This window comes from Parvibaculum sp. (assembly GCF_019635935.1).
Lineage (GTDB): Bacteria > Pseudomonadota > Alphaproteobacteria > Parvibaculales > Parvibaculaceae > Parvibaculum.
In genome coordinates, this window is record NZ_JAHBYN010000004.1 from 1 (window position 1) to 23,000 (window position 23,000).

At 63.4% G+C, this 23,000-nt stretch carries 23 protein-coding genes; 11 read left to right on the forward strand and 12 right to left on the reverse strand.

Annotated elements, in window-relative coordinates; genetic code table 11:
- The 3 genes from KF719_RS17770 to KF719_RS17780 all read right to left on the reverse strand — a co-directional run.
- Positions 1–887: amidohydrolase family protein (locus KF719_RS17770; RefSeq protein ID WP_293510762.1), on the reverse strand; the 887-nt coding region annotated here is incomplete at its 3' end.
- Entirely contained in the window at positions 871–1,689 is an 819-nt protein-coding gene (locus KF719_RS17775; RefSeq protein ID WP_293510760.1) for an ATP-binding cassette domain-containing protein, read from the reverse strand. The genes KF719_RS17770 and KF719_RS17775, both read right to left, overlap by 17 nt.
- Positions 1,690–1,751: 62 nt before the next feature.
- Positions 1,752–2,732 carry an ABC transporter ATP-binding protein gene (locus KF719_RS17780; RefSeq protein ID WP_293510754.1) on the reverse strand — a complete coding sequence of 327 codons (981 nt, stop codon included), beginning with the start codon at positions 2,730–2,732 and terminating at the stop codon, positions 1,752–1,754.
- 185 nt (positions 2,733–2,917) lie between these two features.
- Between KF719_RS17780 and KF719_RS17785 the strand changes: the two genes are divergently transcribed.
- Positions 2,918–3,697 carry an SDR family oxidoreductase gene (locus KF719_RS17785; RefSeq protein WP_293510752.1) on the forward strand — a complete coding sequence of 260 codons (780 nt, stop codon included), beginning with the start codon at positions 2,918–2,920 and terminating at the stop codon, positions 3,695–3,697.
- Here KF719_RS17785 and KF719_RS17790 read toward each other — a convergent pair.
- Positions 3,648–4,412: a GntR family transcriptional regulator gene (locus KF719_RS17790; RefSeq protein ID WP_213338005.1), complete on the reverse strand. Its 765-nt coding sequence runs from the start codon at positions 4,410–4,412 to the stop codon at positions 3,648–3,650. The two genes, KF719_RS17785 and KF719_RS17790, sit on opposite strands and share 50 nt — an antisense overlap.
- A gap of 262 nt (positions 4,413–4,674) precedes the next feature.
- Here KF719_RS17790 and KF719_RS17795 point away from each other — a divergent pair, with 262 nt between their 5' ends.
- Both KF719_RS17795 and KF719_RS17800 read left to right on the forward strand, forming a co-directional pair.
- Entirely contained in the window at positions 4,675–4,989 is a 315-nt protein-coding gene (locus KF719_RS17795) for a hypothetical protein (RefSeq protein WP_293510750.1), read from the forward strand.
- A gap of 426 nt (positions 4,990–5,415) precedes the next feature.
- Entirely contained in the window at positions 5,416–5,700 is a 285-nt protein-coding gene (locus KF719_RS17800) for a hypothetical protein (RefSeq protein ID WP_293510748.1), read from the forward strand.
- Positions 5,701–5,939: 239 nt separating this feature from the next.
- Here KF719_RS17800 and KF719_RS17805 read toward each other — a convergent pair whose 3' ends face one another.
- From KF719_RS17805 to KF719_RS17815, 3 genes are read right to left on the reverse strand one after another with little or no spacing between them, the layout of a single operon-like run.
- Positions 5,940–6,752 (reverse strand): amidohydrolase family protein, encoded by an 813-nt coding sequence (locus KF719_RS17805; RefSeq protein ID WP_293510746.1) that lies wholly within the window; start codon positions 6,750–6,752, stop codon positions 5,940–5,942.
- A 12-nt stretch (positions 6,753–6,764) separates the two neighbouring features.
- Positions 6,765–7,859, reverse strand: coding sequence for an Ldh family oxidoreductase (locus tag KF719_RS17810; protein ID WP_293510744.1), 1,095 nt, complete (start codon positions 7,857–7,859; stop codon positions 6,765–6,767).
- A gap of 46 nt (positions 7,860–7,905) precedes the next feature.
- The gene (locus KF719_RS17815) at positions 7,906–9,522 is read right to left on the reverse strand and encodes a GMC family oxidoreductase N-terminal domain-containing protein (protein ID WP_293510742.1); all 1,617 of its coding nucleotides are present in this window, start codon (positions 9,520–9,522) and stop codon (positions 7,906–7,908) included.
- A 242-nt stretch (positions 9,523–9,764) separates the two neighbouring features.
- Here KF719_RS17815 and KF719_RS17820 point away from each other — a divergent pair, with 242 nt between their 5' ends.
- Entirely contained in the window at positions 9,765–11,279 is a 1,515-nt protein-coding gene (locus KF719_RS17820) for an aldehyde dehydrogenase family protein (protein ID WP_293510740.1), read from the forward strand.
- A gap of 125 nt (positions 11,280–11,404) precedes the next feature.
- The gene (locus KF719_RS17825; protein WP_293510738.1) at positions 11,405–11,689 is read left to right on the forward strand and encodes a DUF3303 family protein; all 285 of its coding nucleotides are present in this window, start codon (positions 11,405–11,407) and stop codon (positions 11,687–11,689) included.
- A gap of 87 nt (positions 11,690–11,776) precedes the next feature.
- Here KF719_RS17825 and KF719_RS17830 read toward each other — a convergent pair whose 3' ends face one another.
- From KF719_RS17830 to KF719_RS17840, 3 genes are all read right to left on the reverse strand, one after another.
- Positions 11,777–12,583 carry an aldolase/citrate lyase family protein gene (locus KF719_RS17830; RefSeq protein ID WP_293510736.1) on the reverse strand — a complete coding sequence of 269 codons (807 nt, stop codon included), beginning with the start codon at positions 12,581–12,583 and terminating at the stop codon, positions 11,777–11,779.
- Positions 12,584–12,668: 85 nt separating this feature from the next.
- Positions 12,669–13,598: a LysR family transcriptional regulator gene (locus KF719_RS17835; RefSeq protein WP_293510734.1), complete on the reverse strand. Its 930-nt coding sequence runs from the start codon at positions 13,596–13,598 to the stop codon at positions 12,669–12,671.
- The gene (locus KF719_RS17840) at positions 13,595–14,350 is read right to left on the reverse strand and encodes an IclR family transcriptional regulator C-terminal domain-containing protein (protein WP_293510732.1); all 756 of its coding nucleotides are present in this window, start codon (positions 14,348–14,350) and stop codon (positions 13,595–13,597) included. Before KF719_RS17840 ends, KF719_RS17835 begins: the two co-directional genes overlap by 4 nt.
- A gap of 189 nt (positions 14,351–14,539) precedes the next feature.
- Between KF719_RS17840 and KF719_RS17845 the strand changes: the two genes are divergently transcribed.
- From KF719_RS17845 to KF719_RS17870, 6 genes are all read left to right on the forward strand, one after another.
- On the forward strand, positions 14,540–15,880 hold the full coding sequence (locus tag KF719_RS17845; RefSeq protein WP_293510730.1) for an LLM class flavin-dependent oxidoreductase: 1,341 nt from the start codon (positions 14,540–14,542) through the stop codon (positions 15,878–15,880).
- Between the two features lie 295 nt (positions 15,881–16,175).
- Positions 16,176–17,402, forward strand: a complete 1,227-nt coding sequence (locus KF719_RS17850; RefSeq protein WP_213337986.1) for an ABC transporter substrate-binding protein — start codon at positions 16,176–16,178, stop codon at positions 17,400–17,402.
- Positions 17,403–17,461: 59 nt separating this feature from the next.
- Positions 17,462–18,352, forward strand: a complete 891-nt coding sequence (locus tag KF719_RS17855) for a branched-chain amino acid ABC transporter permease (protein ID WP_213337985.1) — start codon at positions 17,462–17,464, stop codon at positions 18,350–18,352.
- Positions 18,353–18,362: 10 nt separating this feature from the next.
- A complete protein-coding gene (locus tag KF719_RS17860) occupies positions 18,363–19,382 on the forward strand; it encodes a branched-chain amino acid ABC transporter permease (RefSeq protein WP_293510728.1) in 1,020 nt (339 codons plus the stop codon).
- Positions 19,375–20,100 carry an ABC transporter ATP-binding protein gene (locus KF719_RS17865; protein WP_213337983.1) on the forward strand — a complete coding sequence of 242 codons (726 nt, stop codon included), beginning with the start codon at positions 19,375–19,377 and terminating at the stop codon, positions 20,098–20,100. Before KF719_RS17860 ends, KF719_RS17865 begins: the two co-directional genes overlap by 8 nt.
- Complete coding sequence (locus KF719_RS17870) at positions 20,097–20,813, forward strand: ABC transporter ATP-binding protein (RefSeq protein ID WP_213337982.1); 717 nt, start codon at positions 20,097–20,099, stop codon at positions 20,811–20,813. The genes KF719_RS17865 and KF719_RS17870 overlap by 4 nt, the downstream gene beginning before the upstream one ends.
- Before the next feature lie 124 nt (positions 20,814–20,937).
- On the opposite strand, the gene KF719_RS17875 is transcribed toward KF719_RS17870, so the two are convergent.
- Together KF719_RS17875 and KF719_RS17880 are read right to left on the reverse strand one after the other, a co-directional pair.
- Positions 20,938–21,726 (reverse strand): FCD domain-containing protein, encoded by a 789-nt coding sequence (locus tag KF719_RS17875; protein ID WP_213337981.1) that lies wholly within the window; start codon positions 21,724–21,726, stop codon positions 20,938–20,940.
- Positions 21,727–21,857: 131 nt separating this feature from the next.
- Positions 21,858–23,000 (reverse strand): hydantoinase B/oxoprolinase family protein (locus KF719_RS17880; RefSeq protein ID WP_293510764.1); only part of this gene is annotated, 1,143 nt, incomplete at its 5' end.

Consider the following 23,000-nt stretch of genomic DNA (forward strand, 5'->3'; position numbering starts at 1 on the left):
GTCCGCATCGGCGGGCTGCACATCCATTTCGCTCCCTCCGTCCCCGGCTTGTCGAGCGCGCTTGCATCGAGCAGCAGATAGTGCGGGCAGGTCTCGGCGAAGATCTTGGTGCCTTCACCGCGCGCCTGGCGGATCACGGCGGCCCCTTCCGCCGTCGAGACGTGGAAGATCATCACCGGCTGGTCGACGAGCCGCGCCATGGCGATGAGGCGTCCGAACGCCTCGACCTCGGCGAGGCGCGGATGGGCCATCGCATGATATTTCGGCTTGATATAGCCGCGTTCGACGAGCCGCTTGCCCATCCAGGCAATCATGCCATGGTTCTCGGCATGGACGCAGACCAAAGCGCCGGCCTTGCGCGCGGCGAGCAACACGTCGAGGAAGCGCTCGTCGTCAACCTTCAGGCGATCGTAGGTCATGAACAGCTTGATCGAGCTGTGGCCGGCCGCGACCAGCGCCGGTAACTCCTCGGCAATCACCTCCGGCGTCGGATCGGCGAGAATCATGTGCAGGGCATAATCGACCACTGCGCCTTTTTCCGCCAACCTGTGGTAGTCAGCGACCGTGCCTTTCAGGCTGGCGCCAACATGCTGCGCGGCGAAGGGAATGACCGTCGTGGTGCCACCGAATAACGCGCTGGTCGTCGCCGTGGCAAAGGTGTCGGCATTGACCACACCGGCCGCCGTCATCTGCTCGATATGGCAATGGGGATCTACCCCGCCCGGTAGAACCAGCTTGTCGGTCGCATCGATCACCCGCCTCGCCTCGCCGAGGCCACGGCCGATGGCGGCGATCGCCTCTCCGGAGATGGCGACATCGGCGTCGAACGTTCCCGAGGCGGTGACCACACGGCCGCCGCGGATCATGCAGTCAAAGGGCTCTGCCACCTCGGATCTCCGCTGGTGAGAGGGCGCCGTGGGGGAGCGCCAGGGTTGACGAGGCCGCGCCGATATCCGGCGCAGCGGCCAGAAGCTGCCGCGTATAGGGGTGCTGAGGATCTGCAAACAGCTCCGCGCTGGGCGCGGCTTCCACGAGCTTGCCGCGGCTGAGCACGCCGATGCGGTCGGCCATGAAGCGCACCACGGCCAGGTTGTGGCTGATGAACAGGTATGTCAGGCCAAGCCGGTCCTGCAAATCGCGCATGAGGTTGAGAATCTGGGCCTGGACGGACACGTCGAGCGCCGAGGTCGGCTCGTCGCAGACGATGAAAGCGGGATCGGAGGCGATCGCGCGCGCAATGGCGATGCGCTGGCGCTGGCCGCCTGAAAACTCATGCGGAAACTTCAGCCCGTCATCCGCATGCAGCCCCACCAGGCCGAGGAGTTCCCCGACCCGCGCCCGGGTGTCGGCTCCGGGCGCACACAGCCCGAAAGCGGTAATCGGCTCGGCGATGATCTCGCCGACCCGCCAGCGCGGGTTGAGGCTGGCATAGGGATCCTGGAAGACCATCTGGATGCGCCGTCGCAAGGCAAGGCGGGCGGCAGCCGCCGACGGCGCCGTCATGGACACGCCGTCGATGGCGATTTCGCCTGAGGTCGGCGCCATCAGGCCCACCACCATGCGGGCGATCGTCGATTTGCCGGATCCCGATTCGCCGACGAGCGCAAAGGTCTTGCCGCGCTCGACGGTGAAGGACACGCCGTCCACCGCCAGCACCGGAGGCCGGCTGCGCCGTCGCAGCCTGGAGATGAGGTTCCCGCGGGCGCGAAACTCCTTCTTCAGGTCCGATACGATCACAAGGTCAACCGTGCTCACGAAACCCGTCCTGCCGCCGGCGAATAGAGATGGCAAGCAGCAAAACTCGTGCCGGCGCGGCGCCCCGGCGGCTCCTCGACACGGCAGAGCGCGAAAGCCTGCGGGCAGCGTGGATGAAAGGCACAGCCCGACGGGATCGCCGTCAGCCGCGGCATGCTGCCTGGAATCTGCACCAGCCGGTCGGGCCGATGATCAAGCGGCGGGATCGCGCTCATCAAGCCCTGGGTATAGGGGTGGCGCGGCCGCCGCACGATGTCGTCCACCGGGCCGACCTCGACGACCCGTCCCGCATACATGACGGCGACGCGATCGGCTGCTTCGGCGATCACACCCATGTCGTGGGTGATCAGCATGACGGCCGTACGGCGCTCCTTGCAAAGACGTTTGATGAGGGCGATGATCTGCGCCTGGACGGACACGTCGAGCGCCGTGGTCGGTTCATCCGCGATGACGAGATCGGGCTCGCCGCACAGGGCCAGCGCAATCACCACGCGCTGGCGCATGCCACCCGAAAATTCGTGCGGATAGCTGTCGATGCGTGTCGCAGGGCTTGGAATGCCGGTTTCGGCGAGGAGGTCGATGGCCGCGAGCCGAGCTTGGCGCGCGCTGAGGTTGAGATGGGTCAGCATGGTCTCGACCAGTTGGTCGCCAATGCGGATCAGAGGATTGAGGCTCGTTAGCGGATCCTGGAAAATCATGCCGATGCGCTTGCCGCGAATGGCGCGCATGCCGCGTTCGTCGAAGCCGTCGATCCTGAGACCTCCCAGACTTATTTCGCCGGCCGTGATGCGTCCGGGGGGCGCGACCAGCCCCATGACGGCGGCGCCCGTTACGGATTTCCCCGCCCCGGATTCACCGACCACGCCCAGCACCTCTGCCTTGTCGATTGCGAAGGAGACGTCGTCGAGTGCGCGAACGGTTCCTCGCCGGGTGGCGAATTCCACACGGAGATCGCGGACGGACAAGACTGGCTCCACGTTCGGCGAACTCCGGGATCTTGTGTGACGGGTTGATCGGTCGCGCACCACACCGCTGCCGGACAAGATCTCCAGATCAGCAGGCGCCTGTCGCCGTATTGTGTGCACGGCCTCTTGTGCTGCGCAACATGTTTCGTAAAATGTCTAACAAACTAACATCATTCGCAACGGGAAAGTGACATCAGATGGTGGTCGACAGGCCTGGGCGGCTGAGGGACAAGGTCGTGGCTGTGACCGGGGCTGCGTCCGGCATCGGCTTGGCCAGCGCCGTTCTCTTCGCACAGGAGGGGGCGACGCTCGTCCTTGTCGATCGGGATGAAGCGGCTTTGGTGCAGGCCACGGCGATGGTCGAGGCAGCCGGGAGCGTGGCGCTTGCCCTTGCCGGCGACGTGGGTGACGTGATGACTGTGGACGCCCACGCCGAAGCAGCGCGCCAGCGCTTCGGCGGCTTCGATGTCCTGCTTGCGGCGGCCGGCTGGTCGACCGGCCAGTCGGTCGCGGACAGCTCGGTCGATGCCTGGGATGCGGTTCTGCGCACCAACCTCACCGGATCGTTCCTGTGGAGCCGGGCTGCCATTCACGCCATGCGGTCGCGCGGCGGCGGGGCGATCGTTCTGGTCGGCTCGCAACTGGCATTCGCGGGAGGCCGGGCCAACGCGGCTTATCTCGCGAGCAAGGGTGCGATCGTCAGCCTGGCGCGCAGTATGGCTCTGGACCACGCGGCGGAGAACATCCGCGTCAATGTGGTGGTGCCCGGCGCCATCGACACTCCGCTGCTCGCCCGCGCTTTCGAGCGATCGCCGGACGCGGCGGCAGCGCGTGCCGCCTCGGCGGCACGCCATCCACTCGGCCGTCTCGGCAGCCCGGACGAGGTGGCACGGGCGGCCCTCTTCCTCGCGAGTGACGAAGCCTCGTTTACGACCGGGTCTTGCCTGATGGTGGACGGCGGCTGGCTCGCGGCTTGACTTTCCCCGCCGCGGGCTCGCCGATCACCGAGGCGCGCTCGGCCAGGAAATGAGCCTCGAGGATCGTACGCAGGTCCGCGACCGAGCCGCGCTGGGCGATCTGCATGATGATCTGGTCCTTCAGCGCGATATGACGGCGCACGACGACGGACAGGTCCGTATCCCGAAAACGGGCGAGATTGAGAATGATGAGGACATGGCGGGCGATGGCCGTCCACAGGGTCGCGAAGATGGGATTTTGCGCCGCATCGCAGATCACCCGGTGAAATGCGAGATCGGCGCGCAGCATCTCCTCGAAGTCCCCGGCACGGGCGGCCGTGCGCATGCGCGCGATCACAGCATCGAGTTCCTTCACATCCGCGGCCCCTGACTGCCAGTTTGCCACCGCGTCGCGCAGGAGAAGCGTTTCCAGATCGATGCGTGCTTCCTGGACGCTCTGCACCATTTTCGGCGAAAAGGTCGCGACGCGAAAGCCGCGATGGCTCCCACCCTCGATAATCCCTTGGGTATGCAGGACCTTGAGCGCTTCGCGCACCGGCACGCGGCTCACGTTGAGGCTGGTGGTCAACGCGGTCTCGACGATGCGTGCACCGGGCGCGAGTTGGCCGCTGGCGATGGCTTCGGCGACCACATTGGCAATGGCTTCGGGAAGCGACTCGCGTTTCGGATTGAGAAACTGGTAGGTCGGTTGTTGGGAGGCTGAAGCCTTGGTCATCGGCACCATCATTCGCGTATGGAGTAATTTGTATAACAATTTTCCAACGCGTGTCATGCGCGCAGTTGGCATCTCGCGCGGCGGCCCCCGATATCCAACGTCATGTGACGGAACCGGGAAGAACAAAACGTCGGTCTGGGGCGATGAATTCCCTGACGTTGTGATCGATGACGGCGTCTCTGCGAGGGTGTCTTTTTTGACGCCGCTGTGAACGAAGTGATTTTTCGGGCGTTGACCTGCATGGAGTCAAACGGAGGTTCGCATGGATAGTGAACAAATCAAGGGCGCAGCGCAGGACATGGCTGACAAGGCTAAGGACGCTGCTAAAGAGACGTGGAATTCTGGACGCGACAAGGTGGTAGACTTGAAGGACCAGGCGGCCAGCACCGCGAAAGACGTAACGCGCCAGACGGTGGACGCCGGCCAAGCCTATTATGAGGATGGCGTTCAGGCCTTGGGACGCCAAGTGGGGTCAAGCCCGCTGAGTAGCATACTCGTGGCCGGGATGTTCGGCGCCGTCATTGGCTGGATGTGCCGGGGTAGGGCTGACGAGAATAGTCGTAGGTCTTGGCGCTAATAGGTCTTGGCGCTAAATAGGTCTTGGCGCTAAAGCAGAGATGCGCCCCCACGGGGGGCGCTCTCAATGCTGGGCTTCCGCTGGCATCATCTGACCAATTCTTCATTCCGGCTGGAGCCGGGATGAGTATTGAACGAGCGGCGTGTCAAGAGCACATCTCGCTCCATTGTCTACGCCGGATCTCAGCCGAACAATGATAGTGAGGAATTCTCGCTCTGCAAGCCTGCCTGTACGGGAGGCGCAAGCATCTGTCGCCTCAAGAATCAGCAATCGACGGATGAGCACTTTCCGCTAGCCCAACAAAAAAAGGCTGTAAAGTTGTGCTCCTCTAGCTGATCACTACTGCGGTAGCCCAGTGATACGATATTATGATGCATCGGAACTTGGATCGGTTTTGGCTGCTTCTTTGTCTAGGCGGAGGAAGACATGTCCACACCGAAGGTCGCTTCGATCACAGTGTCCGCAGAGCACGTAAAAGAAGCCGAAGCGCGATGCGCCCGGCAACGCGAGTTCATCAGGGAATTGCGGGCCAGTGGCCAGCCCACTGCCACGGCGGAGGCGATCCTGGAGAGCATGCAGGTTTGTCTCGCCCGCGTGCGCGAAGCCGCTGAGAGCCCAAAGGCGACCCAAGCGGATCCACCTGGCAAAAGCAAAGCCCCGGCCCAAACCGACACCGGCAGGAGCGCGGGGCTGTGCATCCTTATCCGCTGAAAGTCTGCGAGATGTATGAGGCCTAGGCACCCCGACCCGCTTGGGGAAGCTGCCCGATCGGGGCTGCTCCCGGGCGCTCAGGCTGAAAACGTCGGGAGCATAGAGCTAACAACCGCCGCGCCGCGATGTTCCGAGCCGTCAAGACGTGGTCGTGATTGATATCGGCCTCGCTATAGCTTCAATGCCATGGCCTGTTAGTCCACGTCTGACGAATGAACTTCCAGTGCAAGACCCTTTTTTTACTTGAATTTGTATAGTTTAAGCGACGTCTGAGCGATGGTGTTCCGATCATCGCGTGAAGGCACCCACCGGACCAGTGAGTCGATGGTGGACTGGTAGGTCACCGTCTTCTCAAAGTCCGTAAACGGGCAGTCACTGCCCCAAACCAGGCGCTCTGGGCCCGCCACGGCCATGAGCCGGTCCGCAAGCGGCTGGGGATCACAGACAATGCGGAACCCGCCGGAGAGCTTGCCCCACGTGCGGCCGGAATCGAACGCACGCAGATAAGCTTGGAAGCCTTCGCTCTCGGCGCCGGTTTCGGGGTCGGGCCGACCGAAATGATCGACCACCAGCTTGACGGGGGATCGTGTCAGGACTGGCAATACCTCCGGCAGGCGCTGGCCCTCGATATGCAGATGCACATGCCAGTCGAGGTCGGCGAGCCGCCAGAGCAGCCGCTGGAACTCCGCGCCCGCCACATCGGGCAGTTGCTTGCGCGCCCGGAAGGACAGGCGGACGCCGACCACGCCGTCGTCGTCCATCGCCTTGAGGATGTAGGGATCGATCCCGGGCTCGACGATGACCGTGCCGCGCAGGCGCGGCTCGCGCTTCAGCGCCTTGATCATGTAGTCGTTATAGGTGCCGAGGAAGCTCGGCGCGGCAATGACGGCGTTTTCGACGCCATGGGCATCGAGGATCGCCAGATAGTCGGCCGTCTCGAAGTCATGCGTCGGCAGATGCAGCCCGCCTGGCGCCATCGGGAGGTCGGCGCGAAAGATATGGGCATGCGTGTCGACGAGCGCGAAATCGCGATTCGCTGGGGTCAAGGCCATGGTGGGCGTTCCTTAGGATGCAAAGGCGTGTGTGGACAGCGTCGGGAAGGGAAGGCCGTGTCCCTCCGCCGCGATGCGAATTGCATCGAGCTCTGCCTTGGGCAGGGCAATGCCTTCTGCCCGGCGCTTCGTCTCCAATCGGGCTTCCGGCTCGCCTGAGACCAGAATCTCGGAGAAGCCGTCGGCGAGCGCCGACGACTTCACCCGGTTGGTGAGGAAGTCCATGCGCTCGGCGAATTCCGTCATCGGCAGGAACAGGTCCGGTTTGATGGCCATGATGAAATGCCCGACATTTTGGGGCTTTGTGAATTCCTCGGTATGGTTGGTCACCTCGCCGGCAAAGGCCGAGCCGGAGAACACGCCCGAGAAGATATCCATCATCATGGCGATCGCTGAACCCTTCGGACCGCCGACGGGCAGGACCACGCCGCCGTCGAGGATCGCCTGCGGATCGGTGGTGGCGCGACCATCCTTGTCGAGGCCCCAGCCTTCGGGAACGCTCTGGCCCCGCTTGGCGGCCAGGCGCACCTTGCCCCGGGCGGCGACGGCGACCGCCATGTCGAGCACGAAGGGCGGCAGCTTCCCGCCAGGGGCGCCGGCGGCGAAGGGGCTCGTGCCTAGCACGGGGTCGCGGCCGCCCCAAGGCGGCATGGACGCGGAAGCATTGGTGAAGACCAGCGACATGTAGCCGGCGCGCACGGCCTGCAGGACATAGCTCGCCGCCATGCCGAAGTGGCTGCTCCGATGGACCGAGGCGAGGCCTACGCCGTATTGCGAGGCCATCTCGATCGCCTCGCGCATCGCCCGCTCAGCGACGACGAAGCCGAAGCCGTCGTCACCGTCCACCGAGGCGGCAACCGGCGTCACCTTGGTGACGCGGATCGCCGGCACGGGATTGATGAGGCCAAGGTGGATCCGCTTGATATAGTGCACGAGCCGCACGACACCGTGTGTCTCGACGCCACGCAGATCGGCCTCCACCAGACAGCGGGCTACCAGCTCAGCGTCGGCTGGCGACAGGCCGCTCTTTTCGAGCAGTTGGGCCGAAACGAGGGTCAGATCTTCTGCCCGGATGAAAAGCTTCTCCGCAGGCTTGGTGCCATCCATCGTCTTGTCCTTCCGTGGGGATCAGGTCCATTCCGCGATCGGAATGTCAGGCAGCGTCGGCGAGCGCCTCGCGACCCAGTATGAAGTCCGCCGCCTTTTCCCCGATCAGCAGGGCGGTGGCGTAGGTATTGGCGGAGACCATCGCGGGAATGACCGAGGAATCGGCGATCCGCAGGTTCTCCAGGCCGTGGACGCGCAACTGGTCGTTTACCACCGTGTTGCGTGCGGTGCTCGGCCCCATGCGGCAGCTCCCGGCGAGGTGATAGGTGCTCGATCCGTAGCGGCGCGCGAAGTCGAGCAGTTCGTCATCGGTCTGCAGCGAGGCGCCCGGTAGCCGCTCCGCGTCGTAATAGGCGGCCATCGGCTGGCTCTGGAGGATGCGGCGCGCGGAGCGAATGGCGTGCAGCAGGACCCGGCGGTCTTTTTCGGCGGCGAGATAGTTCGGCTGGATCGTCGGCGCCGTGTTGACGTCGGCCGACGTGATGTGGACATAGCCGGTGCTTTCCGGACGCATCTGCCAGGCGCCGGCCGTGATTCCGGGATAGTCGTCGAGCACGCCGAGCTGCCCGTCCTTGTAGCTCGCGGGCGTGAAGATGATGGTGTAGTCCGGCGCGTCGAGCGCCGGATCTGAGCGGCCAAAAGCGTAGCAGACCGCCGCGCTGAGGGCCAAAACGCTCGGCTTGCGCAGGCTCCAGCGCAGGAACTCGGACATCAGGCGCGGGCCCTTCACGAGGCCGTTGATGGTGCCGATGTTCTTCACGCTGGCGACAAGACGGGGACTGTAGTGATCCGAGAGGTTTTCGCCGACGCCATTGAGCGCGTGGCGGACAGTAACGCCCGCGCGGGTCAAGACATCCGGGTTGCCGATGCCAGACAGTTGCAGCAGACGCGGCGTGTTAATGGCGCCGGCACTGACGATGACTTCACGGCGCGCGCGCACTTCCGACGCAACGCCGCCGCGTCTGTAGCTGACGCCGACAACACGCTTGCCGTCGAGGATGAGGGAGGAGGCCTGGGCATCGGTCAGAACCCGGATATTCGGCTTCTTCATGACCGGATAGAGATAGGCGCGGGCCGCGCTGATCCTGCGGGCGCCGGCTATCGTGCGCTGGTAGTAACCCGTGCCTTCCTGGGTGGCGCCGTTATAGTCGGCATTGCGCGGCAGCCCGATCGACTGCGCGCCGGCGATGAAAGCCTCGCATAGGGGATGTCTCCAGTCGGGATCGGTGACGGGCAGCAGCCCCTTGCTGCCGCGGTAGTTCGGATCGTGAGGCGCCATGCGGCTTTCGATCCGTCGGAAATAGGGAAGCACGTCCGCATAGCCCCAGCCGCGATTGCCGCTCTGCGCCCAGGCGTTGTAGTCGTTCGCCTGTCCGCGCACATAGACCATGCCATTGACGGAGCTCGATCCGCCCAGCGTCTTGCCCTGCGGCGCGTATAGTTTCCGGCCGCCGCTCCCCTCCGATGGTTCGCTGTAGAATTGCCAGATCAGAGAAGGGTTGAAGAGCGTTTTTACGAAGCCAACCGGCATATGGATGAAAAAATTGCTGTCGACAGGTCCGGCTTCGAGGACGCAGACCGAGGCGCCGGCCGTCACCAGCCTGTTGGCGATGACACAGCCAGCCGAGCCGCCACCTATGATCACATAGTCAAAAACGTCCATGTTTCTTCCCCAATCCGCCGAATCTTCGAAAGATATCGGCTTGATTCGACAAACAGCATCCAGCGCCGTCGAGGCAAATCGCGGATTACCGGTGTCCTATAAGCCGTCTTTATGGAGCAGGGCGCAGCTTCGTCTCTCATTCACCTGGGCTTATGGCATCGTTCGCTTTGCTGATTTGGTCGCCTGCTCTGGCTGGCTTACCTTTCGACCGCTCGAGTCAACAAGATCAAAAAGGGAGGCCCATGTCCGGCACTCAGAAGAGACTGATCGACTCCGCTGCGGCGCGGGCGGAAGCAAAGCGCTTGTCCAACAAGGTTCTTGTTGGTGGAAGCCTCGTCGCCGCTGAGACGGATGCGACGATCGACGTCATCCACCCCCCGACGATGGAGGTGATCGCGACCGTGCCGCGCTGCGGCGCTGCCGATGCCGCGCGCGCCGTGGAAGCTGCAGCGAAGGCCTTTCCCGTGTGGTCGCGCATTCCTGCCCGCGAGCGCGGCAGGCTGATCGCCCAGGCCGCGGACCGGATCGAGGCGGAACTTGAGACGCTGTCACAGCTGCAGACGCTCGAAACCGGCCACCCGATCGCTTCGCAATCCCGCGGCGACATGGCCACCGCGGTCGATATGCTACGCATGTTCGCCGGGGTCTCCGGCGAGCTCAAGGGCGAGACGGTTCCCGATGCGCAGGGCGTTCTGCACTACACGACCTGCGAGCCGATCGGCGTGATCGCGGCGGTTATCCCGTGGAACGGTCCGGTCTTCACGTTGAGCGCCAAGATCGCGCCGGCTCTCGTGGCGGGCAACACCATCGTGGTCAAGAGCGCGGAAACCGCCCCGCTCGCCGTGTTGCGCTGCGCGGAGATCATCCAGTCCTTCCTGCCTCCGGGCGCGATCAACATGATCTCCGGCGTCGGCGAGGAAGTCGGCAAGCCGCTGGTGCAGCATCCGGCCGTGCGCAAGGCGACCTTCACCGGCTCGGTCAACGTCGGCAAGCTCATCTCGCAATATGTTGCCGACAAGCTCATCCCGGTCACGCTTGAGCTCGGTGGCAAGAACCCCAATATCGTGATGGCGGATGCCGATCTCGCGTTGGCCATTCCAGGCGTCGTGGCCGGCATGCGCTTCATGCGGCAGGGCCAGTCCTGCATCGCGGGCTCGCGCATCCTGATCCAGGAGAGCATCTACGACGAGGTCGTCGAAGGTGCAGTCAAGCTGATGAATGCGCTGGTTGTCGGGAACCCCTTCGACGAGAACACCGAGGTCGGAACGATCATCTCTCAGAAGCAGATGGATCGCATCCAGTCGTTCGTGAGCAGCGTCAAGGATATCCCCGGCGCCCGCGTTCTTTGCGGTGGGTCGCCCGAGGCCGATTCGTCGATGCCGGGTCGCCTCTTCATGCGGCCGACCCTGATCGACAACGTGCCGCATGACGCGCCGCTCTGTCAGGAGGAGATCTTCGGGCCCGTGGCGGTGGCCGTGCGGTTCACCGACTTCGAGGATGCGATTCGCATTGCCAATGACAGCGTCTTTGGCCTGGCTGCCGCGATGTGGACGCGGGATCTCGGCACTGCGATGCAGTTCGCGGCACGTATCGAGGCCGGTCTCGTGCAGGTCAACCAGTATGCGGGCCCCCGCGCCAATGTCTCCTATGGCGGGCTGAAGGTCAGCGGGCTCGGCAAGGAATATACGCTCCAATCCATGCTCAACCACTTCACGCGCTCGCGCACCATCCAGATCAACGCCGGGCTGCGTTCCTAGCACCCGTCGTGGCGATCCACGGGCGGTCTGTGAGGGCGGCCGGCAGGCATTCGATCTGTATTCGGCCCTCATCGCGAGGCAGGCCTGCCTCGCGCGCAAGCAACGCTTCAACAAGGAACGACATCATGCAGTTCATGGTCATCAGTGATCCGCAGCCGGCCCGCCCCTCCCAGGTGCGCGGAATCCAGACGACGTTCTGGGACTGGCTGGATCGCCAAAAGGAGGCGGGCATCGTCAAGGCCGTCTATGTGAAGACGGGCCGCGGCGCAATCGTCGTTTTCGACGTCGAGAGCCACGAGACGTTGCATCGCCTGATGACGGAATGGTCGGACTGCGTGCCCGCCGCATTCACAGTCTTTCCCCTGATCGATCCGGCGCATCAGGAGGCCATAGCCCGCAAGGGGGCGTGAGGTCCCGCGACATTCCGCTGTCGTGACAGGGCCGCCGCGGTGCTCGCGGCGGCTTTTTGTTTGCCGGCGAATAATGCCGTCAGACGATCAGCGCGGCTTGTTCTGAAAGGCGCGTATCGCGGCGGCGCGATCCTTGGCACCGGCCAGCAGGAAAGACAGGTCGGCGCCCGAGGAGACATAACGCGCACCAAGGCCGACGAACTGCTCGATCAGCTTCGGTTTATTGGCGAGACCGCCGATCCCGACGGTCTTGCCGTGCCTGGCGCAGGCCTCGATGGTGCGCCGATAGGCATCCGCCACGCGTTGATGTTCGAATTGGCCGTCGATTCCAAAGTCTGCGCAGAGATCGTTGGTACCGATCATCAGGATATCGACGCCATCGACCGCAGCGATTTCCTCGGCATTGTCGAGGCCGCGCTGGTCCTCGATCATGGCGATAACCGTCGTCGCGTCGTTCAGCGCCTTGCGCACCTCATCGACGGGCCAGGTCTGGAATCCGAGATGCGGGATGCCCACGGTCACCGAACGCTCGCCGCGCGGGGGAAATTTGGCATTGCGAACGACTTTCTCGGCGTCGCGAGCCGAGGTGATATGCGGTGCTATGACGCCAAGCGCTCCGTTGTCGAGCACGCGTGAGACATAGTCCGACTCGATGCTGGGAACGCGCACGAACGGGGTTACCCCCGCCAGCAGCGAAGCCATGCAGATCTGAGCTGTCGTTTCGAGAGAGAACGAACAATGTTCGAGGTCCACGTACAGCGAATCGAAGCCGCTGACCCTGGCGATGCTCACGATTTCAATGCTCTGTACGAGCCGCACGATCATCGATACCGCGACTTCATCCTTGGCAATGCGGGTTTTGACATTGTTTCTGACGAGATCTTGCAGTTCCATCTGTTCGCCCATGCTGTGTGAGATGGGCATAGCTAACGCCCCATGCGCCGAGGCTGACAGTCACAATTCGGGCCTCGTTCATAAGTCAGGATGATGGGCTGCCGTCGATCGGCTCCGGCAGCACAGTGCCATAGGTCTCCGAGATCTTGGTCTTCAAGGTATCGATGAAGCTCCGCATCGTCCGCGTCTGTCCTCGGCCGATGGGATGGATCAGCATGGTTTCCACGGTGATCCTTGGTTCGAACCTGCGCGCCACAAGCGATGGCATGGAGGCTGCGCTGAGCAGCAGAGGCTCGACCATCGCGATGCCCGCGCCGCGCGCGGCCAGGACGAAGGCCGTCATCGAATAGTTGACCTGCACGGCGCGTACCAGTTCCACGTCGCAGTCCCGGAAGGCTGTTTCCACTGGCCCGCCGATCGGGGTGTGCGGCGCGTAGGTGATAATCGGATGCCCGGCGAGCTTCTCGACGGTGATGACCTCTTCCTGCGCCAGCGGATGGTCGGTCGGCATGATGCAGGCGATCTCGGCGCTCGCCAGCAGCTCCGCCTCGACCGCGGGATCCCTGATCGGCCCGAAGCCAAGGCCGAAATCGGCTTCGCGACGGGACACGCGATCGATGACCTGATGGGTGGGCAAGGCATGGACGGAGAACCGGACCGACGGTTTGAAGCGGGAGAAGACGGCAACGGCTTCGGCCAGGGGGCCATTGGCGATGGCGAAGGTGGCCGCAACCGTGATGTTGCCAAGTCTGCCGCCGGCGAGATCGTTGGCGACGCGGCTGACGGTTTCGACGCGCTGGAAGATGTTGGCGATGTCGGGGAAGATGGCTTCCGCTTCGGGCGTGGGCTGCAGCCGCCCGCCGGTGCGCTCGAACAGCTTGATGCGCAACTGGTCCTCGCAATGGCGCAGCACGGCGCTCACGGCCGGCTGCGTCACGTTCAGAAGCCGGGCGGCGCCGGTGACCGAACCGGCGCGCATGATCGCGTGGAAGACTTCCATCTGCCGCAGGTTCATGTCTGCTCCCCCCAATTCGCGGCTCCAACTGTCCGCTTCTGTATGGTTCTGCGGAGGAGGTCCACATAAGCCTGCTCGTTTCCGACGATAACCGCTTCGACGCTCGATATGCCGATCGCCAGCGGGGTGGCGCCCAGGCTCTCCGGCAGGAGCATCGCGATCGCGCCGGCGCCCTTGACGACACCGCTGATGGACAGGGCATAGCCCTGCGCACGCGCCTTGCGCACCTTCTCGATGAGCGCGGACGGGTCGAGTTTCTTTGAGGGATCGGGCGTGTCGCTGTTGATGCGGCGGATCAGCCGGCTGATCTGCGCGTCGTCGTGGCGCGCCAGCAGGATATGCCCGACCGCCGTTGTGCCGAGCCCGCGGAAGCTGCCGGGCTCGGCATGAAGCCGCACCGGCCCGGTGGCGTCGATGATCTGAACATATTGCGCCTGAATACCATTCTGGACGCCGAGCAGGATCGTCTCGCCGGTGGCGTCGCTCAGATCCTGCATGATCGCACGCACCCGTTCCTGATCGTAGAGCTGGGTCGCCACCCAATCGACGAGGAACGTCAGGCGCGCCGTCGGCAGGTAAGTGCGCGCCGAGCCGTTGTAGCTGAGGTACCCCATGCCGACCATCGTGCGCATGATCGAGGACACGCTGGAATTGGGATAGCCATAGTGCGTCGCCAGTTCCGCGACCGACACGCTGCGCTGCACCGCCGCGAAATATTCGAGAAACTCGAAAACCCGCCTGGCTGATTTCACTCCCTCATCCGCCATACGATTCTCCCGCGGCGTCTTATTCTCAAAATCTCTATATATTAATGAGGAGCGAAAATGAATTTTTACTTTGCGTGCTCCAGTCGCCGTGGCTTATTTCCGAACTGACAGGCGCGCAGAACAAAGCACGGCGATGATTTTTCCGCCGGACGCGCGACGCCCCGGGAGAAACCAATGGCTGACAAGCGTAGCGATGAGATCAAACTCGGTGTGTTCTACTGGCCGGGCGGTCACCATGTGGCTGGCTGGCGCCATCCCGACGGCGAGACCGACAGCGCTTTCAACTATCAGCGGTGCGTGGAACTCGCGAAGACCGCGCAGCGCGGCAAGTTTGATCTGTTTTTTCTGGCCGATCTCGTCGGTATCCGCCCGGAGAACCTGGACGCGCAGGCCGGCGCCGCGCGCGCGGTCTATTTCGAGCCATTGACATTGCTGGCGGCGCTCGCGGCCGTGACTGACAGGATCGGGCTCGTGGCGACCGCGACAACCACCTACAACGAGCCCTACCACCTGGCGCGCAAGTTCGCCTCGCTCGACCTTATCAGCGGTGGCCGCGTCGGATGGAACCTCGTCACCTCCCACAATCAGGCGGAGGCGGCCAATTTCAGTGCCAACCCGCATATGGCGCACGCGGACCGCTATGTCCGCGCCACTGAATTCGCTGAGGTCGTCAAAGGGCTATGGGACAGCTGGGAAGACGACGCCATCGAGGCGAACAAGGAAACGGGCCGCTATTTCGATCCGGCGAAGATGCATTTCCTCAATCACAACGGCCCGTTGTTTTCGGTGAAAGGTCCGTTGAACGTGCCGCGATCGCCCCAGGGACAGCCGGTCATTGTCCAGGCCGGATCATCAGGCCCCGGGCGCGATCTCGCCGCGCAAACCGCCGAAGTGATTTTCACGGCTGCTGAAAGCCTCGCGGAAGGCCAGGCTTTCTACGCCGACGCGAAGGGGCGTCTTGCCGCCCACGGCCGCAGCCCCGACGACCTGGTCATCATGCCGGGCATCTTCCCGGTGATCGGCCGCACCGAGGCCGAGGCAAAGGAAAAATACGAGTACCTGCAATCGCTCGTGCAGCCATCGGTCGGCATGTTCCTGCTTCAGCATCTGCTGGGCCGCGACCTCTCAGCCTATCCGCTGGACGAGCCGCTGCCGGACCTTGCCGATCACGACGGCGCGAAGGGACGGACTGAGGTCATCCTGCGGATGGCGCGCAAGGACAACCTGACCCTCCGGCAGCTTTACCTCAACGTCGCCGTCGCGCGCGGCCATAATGTGGTCATCGGCTCCCCCGGCCAGGTTGCGGACGTGATGGAAGCCTGGTTCGACGGACGCGCCGCCGACGGCTTCAATGTGCTGCCGCCCGTGTTTCCCACGGGCCTGAACGAGTTTGTCGACCTCGTGGTCCCGGAACTCCAGCGCCGCGGCCGCTTCCGCACGGAGTATAGCGGCGCCACGCTGCGGGAGCATCTGGGGCTGCGCAAGCCCGCCTTCAAGGCGCCGGACGCACGCTGACCGGTTGCGGGCCGCGCTCTGCCTTATGGCAGGGCGCGATATGCTGATGGGACAAAGACGCAATTGGCGCAGACGGACAAAATTGCGGTTGCTAACGTCTAATCACGATTGATGGCCCTCTCCGTGATGGAAGGGAATTGAAATGATCATCGTTTTATAATTATTATTGTCAGGCCAATAACGGAGGGCCGCGCTTTTGGCGGAAAGGCGCCGGACCAGGTGGAAACGTTGATCAAGTCGCCGGGACAGATCCGAAGAATCCGGGCGTCCCGGCAAAACGGGAGGAGGATGGAATATGATCAAGTTCACGAAGCGTAGCCTTTTGCTTGCCGCGGCCGGCAGTCTGGCCCTCGCCGGTGGCAGCGCCCACGCGCAGGACGCGTTCAAAGTTGGTGCCATCAATCCTTACTCCGGAGCGGTCGCCCTCTATGGAGACGAGGTCACACGCGGCTATGAACTTGCCGCCGAGAAGATCAACGCCAATGGCGGATTGCTTGGAAAGCCGATCAAGATCATCCGCGGCAATGCCACGAACGCGCAGGAGGCGATCGCCTCGATCGACCAGTTATCGACCCGCGACAACGTCGACGTCTTCATCGGCACCTACATGAGCGCGGTCGCCGCCGCCGGCAGCGAGGCGGCATTGCAGTATGACAAGCTCTACTGGGACACGAATGCGCTTGCCGCCAACCTCACCGAGCGCGGCCTGCCGAACTTCGTGCGGTCGGGGCCTTCGGCCGGCACCTTTGCCGAACTCTCGGCTAAGGCGGTGGTCGATCTCGTCGCCAACGGTCTCGGCAAGAAGCCGGGTGATCTGAAGGTCTGGATCACCCATGAGGATTCAGTCTATGGCACCACGATCGGCGATCGCCAGGCGGAGCTTCTGAAAGAGGCGGGTGTCAAGGTCGTCGGCAAGACGCCCTATAGCGCCAAGTCCATCGATCTGACGGACGTGATCTTGCGCATGCGCGACGGCGCGCCCGACGTGTGGCTGAGCACCGGCTACATCCCTGACAGCAATCTTCTGTTGCGCACCGCGCAAGGCCAGAACTTCAAGCCGCCGGTAACGATCTTCAACGGTACCGCCGATACCAAGGAGACCCTCGAGGCTCTGGGCCCGGCGGGTCTCGAAGGCATTTTCGTCGTGTCCTATCCGCGCTACGATATTTCGGAGAAATTCGGCCCGGGCAAGGACGAGTATCTCGCCGCCTATAAGGCGAAGTTCGGCGGCGAGCCGATCGCGCCCCAGAGCCTCAACGCCTATGTCGGCTTTCAGGTAATGGCCGAGGCCATCAAGGCGGCGGGCGGGACAAAGCCTGAGGCCGTCGTTGCCGCGGCGAAAGCATTGAACAAGCCGCTCGGCTCCTATGCGACGGGTTTTGGCGTGAAGTTCGATGACAAGATGCAGAACGGGCTGGCCTTCCCGACGGTGGGCCAGTGGCAGGGCGGCAAGGTCGTCACCGTGTATCCGAATGAAGCGGCTGTTCCGGGCGTCAAGCCCATCGGCCTTTCTTCCAAGTAAAATAATGTAGGACACGCGCTGCCATCTCTGTCGGCGCGTGTCTCGCGGAGGCGCCCATAATGTCAGCCTTTATCAACGTCGTCACAGTCGGCTTGCTGCTTGGCGGTATCTACGGACTCGTCAGTATCGGGTTGAATCTCATCTTTGGCGTCATCCGCATTGTCAATTTCGCCCAGGGCGAATTCGTTATGCTGGGCATGTACGGCGCTTATCTCGCGTATCTGTTGATCGGCGTCGATCCCTATGTGTCCATCCTGGTGGTGGTGCCGAGCCTGTTCCTCTTCGGCGTGGTGGTTCAGCGCTTCATCCTGCAACCGCTGCAGAACGAACCGATGATGCAGGTCTTCGCCACCTTCGGCCTGCTGCTGTTGCTGCAGAACATGGTCCTGGCGATTACCCGCGGCATGAGCTACACCGTGCCGACGCCCTTGTCGCAGGTCCATTTCGACCTTGGCGGGGTGAGCCTCAGCCTCTCGCGGCTCATTGTCCTGCTTTCCGTTTGCGTTGTCGCCATCGGGCTCAGCTGGTTCCTGAAGCACACGCTTCTCGGCAAATCCGTGCGCGCGGTGACACAGGATCGCCGTTCGGCCCGGCTCATGGGCATCAATGTCGAGTGGACCTACATGCTCACCTTCGGCACGGGCGCGGCGCTGGCCGGCCTCGCCGGCACCCTGCTCGCGCCGATCTACACCATGTCGCCGCAGATCGGCGGAAACTTCATTGTCGCGGCCTTCGCGGTAGTTGTTCTCGGCGGGCTCGGCAGCGTCTGGGGCGCCTTCGCCGGGGGGTTCATCATCGGCATGATCGAGGCGTTCGCCGGGTACTACGTCAATCCGGAACTCAAGCATGTCGCCTGGTTCCTCGTGTTTATCATCGTGCTGATCGTCCGTCCGAGCGGACTATTCGGTGTCATGGGCGCTGAAGAGGTAGGTCTCCGTGAGCAGAACTGACACATTGCCCATGCCGGCATCCGCGTTGAAAGCAAAATCCGTCACAGGTCTCACCACCTTTGATACGGAACTGGTGCGTATCGCGGCGGTGGCGATCGTCTTGCTGGGCTGCACCTGGCTGTTGTCCGGCCAGCCGTTCTACATGAACATCCTGTCCTACACCTTTCTCTTCGCGGCGCTGGCGACAAGCTGGAATATCATCGGCGGCTATGGCGGACAGTTCTCGCTCGCCCACGGCGTCTATTTCGCCATCGGGGCTTATCTCGCCGGCAACCTCTACATCCGGTTCGGCCTTTCGCCGTGGATCGCGCTGGTGCCGGCTGCACTGGCGGCCGCGATCGCGGCCGCCTTGATCTGCTGGCCGCTGTTTCGCCTGAAGGGAAAGTTCTTCGGCATCGCAACCTTGGCCGTCAGCGAGGTCGCCTTCGTGCTCGCCAATTACTTCGACAGCCTGACGGGCGGACCACGTGGCATGTCCCTGCCATTCAAGGCAGGGTTTTCAAACATGATATTCACTAACCGCTTCTCTTATGCCCTGCTGATGCTCGGGTTCCTCATCTTCTGCCTGATCGTCAGCGGTTTCGTCTACAGAACCCGGCTTGGATACTATCTCCAGGCTGTCCGCGACGATCAGGATGCGGCGCAGGCGAGCGGTATCGACGTGCTGTATGTCAAAATGACGGGCATGGCGCTCAGCGCGGCGCTGACCGCGATGGGGGGCGTGTTCTTCGCTTTGTATCTGCGCTTCATCGATCCCCCGACGCTGCTTTCCTTGCCCGACATCGGCGTCCGCTTCCTGCTCATCTCGCTGATAGGCGGCGTTGGCACCCTCTTCGGCCCCCTGGTCGGGGCGCTGCTCATCGTGCCGGTAGAGTTTTACCTGCGGGCGACGATCGGTGGCTCGATCCCGGGAGGCCATCTCGTGGTGCTGGGAGCGGTTCTCATCCTGTGTTCGTTGTTCCTGAAGCGCGGCATCGTCGGCGCCGCCGAAACCGCCTGGCAATCAATCCGGAGGCGCCGCCATGGCTGAGCCGCTTCTCAAGATCGACGGCGTCACCAAGCGTTTCGGGGGACTGACAGCGGTCAACAACGTCTCGTTGGAAATGGCCAAGGGCGATCTCGTGAGCCTCATCGGCCCGAACGGGGCCGGCAAAACCACCCTGTTCAACCTTGTGACGGGGCAGCTGAAAGTCTCGTCGGGCGCGGTGCTCTTCAAGGGCGAGGACATCACGGCCGCGTCGCCGCAGAAGCGCGCGGTGCTCGGCTTTGGCCGCACGTTCCAGATCTCCAAGACGCTGACCTCGCTTACAACGCTTGAAAACGCGCTCATTGGCGCCTTTCTGCACAACCGCGGCGCGCAGGCGGCCGCCCGGCGGGCGAGCGAAGCGCTCGAGATGGTCGGCCTGTCGGCCCGCGCTTCGGTGAGGGCCGGCCTGCTCACGCTCAGCGAGCGTCGGCGGCTCGAGATCGCGCGCGCCCTCGCGCTTGATCCTACCATCATCCTGCTGGATGAAGTGATGGCGGGGCTCAACCAGACAGAGGTCGACGAGGTCATCACGCTCGTACAGCGGCTTCACCGCGAAGGCTTCACGATCCTGGTCATCGAGCACAATCTGAAAGTCGTGCGGGCCTTTGCCAACCAGGTGGTCGTGCTGAACTTCGGTACGAAAATCGCGCAGGGAAGCCCGGAGGATGTGCTGTCCGACCGGCAGGTGGTCGAGGCTTATATCGGGAAGGCGCGCCGGTGAATACCATCCTGGAAATCCGAGATCTCCACGCCGGCTACAATCAGGCGGCCGTGCTCGAAGGCATCTCGCTTTCGGTTTCCGACGGCGAGATCGTGTCCATTGTCGGCGCCAATGGCGCCGGAAAGAGCACGTTGCTCGGCGCCATCACCCGGCTGGTCGAGGTCACGCGCGGGTCGATCCATTTCGACGGCACTGACATCACCACGATCGCACCGCACCGCTTGCCCGCCATGGGCCTCGTGATGGTGCCCGAGGGCGGCCGGCTGTTTCCCTTCATGACCGTCCAGGAAAACCTGGAACTTGGCTATTTCGCTCGACGTTCCCGGCAGGATGCGAAGGACAGGCTGGAGGAGGTCATCAGCCTTTTCCCGGTCCTCGCGGAGCGTCGCGAACAACTGGCGGGGCATCTCTCCGGCGGCGAGCGCCAGATGTGCGCCATTGCGCGGGCGGTGATGAGCCGCCCGAAGCTGCTGATGCTCGACGAGCCTTCTGTCGGGCTGTCGCCAATGATGGTGGGCAAGGTGTTCGAGCTCGTGGAGGCGTTGGCGCGCCACGAAGGTCTGTCCATCGTCCTGGTCGAGCAGAATGTGGAGGAGGCCCTCGAGCTGTCGAAGCGGGCCTATGTCGTGGAGCACGGCCGGATTGTCCGGTCCGGCAGTTCCGACGACTTGCGCAATGATCCGGCGCTGCAGGCCGCCTACATGGGCGCGTGAGGCAAGCGCCTCGGTTATCCGCCGGCGGCATGCGCTGAGCCTTGCGGCCTCGGGGGCCAAACCTCAGCGCATCGCGCGCAACTGTCCGTGTTCCCGGACCAACCCGCGTGAGCTCACGATACGCTCAGTCCGCGGCAGGCTCCTTTTTCCGAAGTCGTTTTTCCGGTTGGAGATTGGCCGAGACCTGCTGCCGGTGGAGACGCTCGCGCGCCACCTTGCTATAGGCGCTGACGTGGCGCTCCATGCTCTTGAAGGCTAGCGCCGCATCACCCTGAGTGATCGCCTTCATAATCCGGGTATGGGCGAGAAAAGCTTCGTGGCGGATACCTTCAGTGGTGACCTGCTGGTAGTCTGCCGCCTTCAGGATGGAGTCTGAAATCGCTTCCATCAGAGCGATCAGCGGTTCGTTCTGGCTCGCGCGCGCCACCGCCAGATGCCATTCGAGATTGATCTGCTTGTAGGCGGCGATGTCGTCGCCCGAGGCGAGAAAGGCTTCGTGGAGTCGCTCCATCTCAGCCAGTTCTTCCGGACTTCGTTTGACAGCGGCCAGGCTCGCCATCATGGGCTCGACGGCTAGCCGACAGTCCAGTAGCGATTCGAGCCGGATACCGTGGGTGCGGATGAACAGCTCCACCGAGCGCGCGACGGACTTGCGGCCGGGAAGGGTCACCATCGAGCCGCCAAGTCGGCCGGGGCGGGTCGTAACCAGGTTCTCAGCTTCGAGGACCCGGAGCGCCTCGCGCACCGACGCGCGGCTCAGGCCTGATTCCGCGACCAGTTCTCGCTCGGCCGGCAGCATATCGCCCGCTACGAACTTACCCGCAAGAATGAGATCGCGTAGGCGCGCGGCCAATATATCCGAGGCCTTGGGCACGAATATCGGTACGATCCCGCTCGGTTCCTTCTCAGTCAAATTCGCAAACTCCCGAGGCAAGGGCATGAACGGCCGAGATCGCCTTTGACCTCATTTGGCTCGTCGCAGGCAAGCGCGGAATTATCACGTATTCATATGAATCCCGCCAGCCACCCCGACGGAAATACACATCAGTCCCGTCCGGCGGCTTTTTGCCTTCCCGAGGCACTGACGCAAAAGCGGAGGCCCCCGCTGGCTTTCGGTCGCTCCTCGATGGTGACACCATAGATATTCTCGGCGGTTTCGCGGCTGATCAGCCCTTCGTCGAGATCATGCTGCACCAGGGCCGGATCGCGCTGAAGCGGATCGCCAAAACCGCCGCCACCCGGCGAGGCGAGATGGACGATGTCGCCGTTGGCGAGCGCGAGCTTCTCGATCTTGCTGCGCATGGGCGGCCGCCATGTCTTGCCGCCCACCTCGAACTCGACGGAATTGGCGGCGCCCGGTTGGCCGCCCTGGACGCCGAACGGCCTGTGGTCGACGCGGTCGCCAAGGATGGACACGACGCAGTCCGACAAGGCGCGAATGCCGTAGGCAGTGCCACAGCCGCCGGCATGCAGGCCGGCACCCGCTGATTCCTCGCGGATTTTCAGGTATTCGAAGCGCATGGGATAGCGATGCTCCGACATCTCGACCGACATGAACTTGGCCATCGAGCCGGGTGGCGTGCCATTGACCAGGCCGTCCGAGACATGGCTGCCGCCGTAGCCGCCGGGATAGGGATAAACGGCGACGTAATACGCATCGCTATCCGGGCGCTTCCCCGACAACGTCATGACGCCGGCGGTGCCGAAGGCGGCGGCGGGGACTTTCTCCGGGATCGCCTGCGCCAGCGCGCCGAACACCGCATCGACGACACGCTGGGTCACGTCTGTGGTGCCGCCCACGGGCTTCGGATATTCCGCCGCCAGCAGGCAGCCCTTGGGAATGGTAAAACGCGTCGGCCGAAAAGCGCCGCCATTGACCGGCACATCGGGGAAGATGTGCTTGAGCGCGACATAGCACATCGATTTCGCGGTGCTCGTCGCCACGTTCATCGGACCCTTCGCCGCATCGGACGTGCCGGTGAAGTCGAAATTGAGGTCGGTTCCGTCGACCACGACTTTCAGCGCGACGGTCAGGGGCTTGTCCTCGATGCCGTCATTGTCGAAGAAGTCCTCGACGGTATAGGCGCCGTCAGGAATTTCGGCGACATAGGAGCGCATCTGCGTTTCCGAGCTCTCCATCATCTGCGCGATACAGGCCGAGAGTTCCGCCATACCATACTTGCCGAC

Bases quoted from the DNA above. Each gene is read 5' to 3' on its own strand.
- KF719_RS17795 (WP_293510750.1), top strand. From the start codon at position 4,675: ATGGATAGTGAACAAATCAAGGGCGCAGCGCAGGACATGGCTGACAAG.
- KF719_RS17835 (WP_293510734.1), bottom strand. From the start codon at position 13,598: ATGAACCTGCGGCAGATGGAAGTCTTCCACGCGATCATGCGCGCCGGT.
- KF719_RS17810 (WP_293510744.1), bottom strand. From the start codon at position 7,859: ATGGATGGCACCAAGCCTGCGGAGAAGCTTTTCATCCGGGCAGAAGAT.
- KF719_RS17800 (WP_293510748.1), top strand. From the start codon at position 5,416: ATGTCCACACCGAAGGTCGCTTCGATCACAGTGTCCGCAGAGCACGTA.
- KF719_RS17860 (WP_293510728.1), top strand. From the start codon at position 18,363: ATGCCGGCATCCGCGTTGAAAGCAAAATCCGTCACAGGTCTCACCACC.
- KF719_RS17815 (WP_293510742.1), bottom strand. From the start codon at position 9,522: ATGGACGTTTTTGACTATGTGATCATAGGTGGCGGCTCGGCTGGCTGT.
- KF719_RS17805 (WP_293510746.1), bottom strand. From the start codon at position 6,752: ATGGCCTTGACCCCAGCGAATCGCGATTTCGCGCTCGTCGACACGCAT.
- KF719_RS17790 (WP_213338005.1), bottom strand. From the start codon at position 4,412: ATGACCAAGGCTTCAGCCTCCCAACAACCGACCTACCAGTTTCTCAAT.
- KF719_RS17855 (WP_213337985.1), top strand. From the start codon at position 17,462: ATGTCAGCCTTTATCAACGTCGTCACAGTCGGCTTGCTGCTTGGCGGT.
- KF719_RS17850 (WP_213337986.1), top strand. From the start codon at position 16,176: ATGATCAAGTTCACGAAGCGTAGCCTTTTGCTTGCCGCGGCCGGCAGT.
- KF719_RS17865 (WP_213337983.1), top strand. From the start codon at position 19,375: ATGGCTGAGCCGCTTCTCAAGATCGACGGCGTCACCAAGCGTTTCGGG.
- KF719_RS17820 (WP_293510740.1), top strand. From the start codon at position 9,765: ATGTCCGGCACTCAGAAGAGACTGATCGACTCCGCTGCGGCGCGGGCG.
- KF719_RS17845 (WP_293510730.1), top strand. From the start codon at position 14,540: ATGGCTGACAAGCGTAGCGATGAGATCAAACTCGGTGTGTTCTACTGG.
- KF719_RS17825 (WP_293510738.1), top strand. From the start codon at position 11,405: ATGCAGTTCATGGTCATCAGTGATCCGCAGCCGGCCCGCCCCTCCCAG.
- KF719_RS17785 (WP_293510752.1), top strand. From the start codon at position 2,918: ATGGTGGTCGACAGGCCTGGGCGGCTGAGGGACAAGGTCGTGGCTGTG.
- KF719_RS17830 (WP_293510736.1), bottom strand. From the start codon at position 12,583: ATGGAACTGCAAGATCTCGTCAGAAACAATGTCAAAACCCGCATTGCC.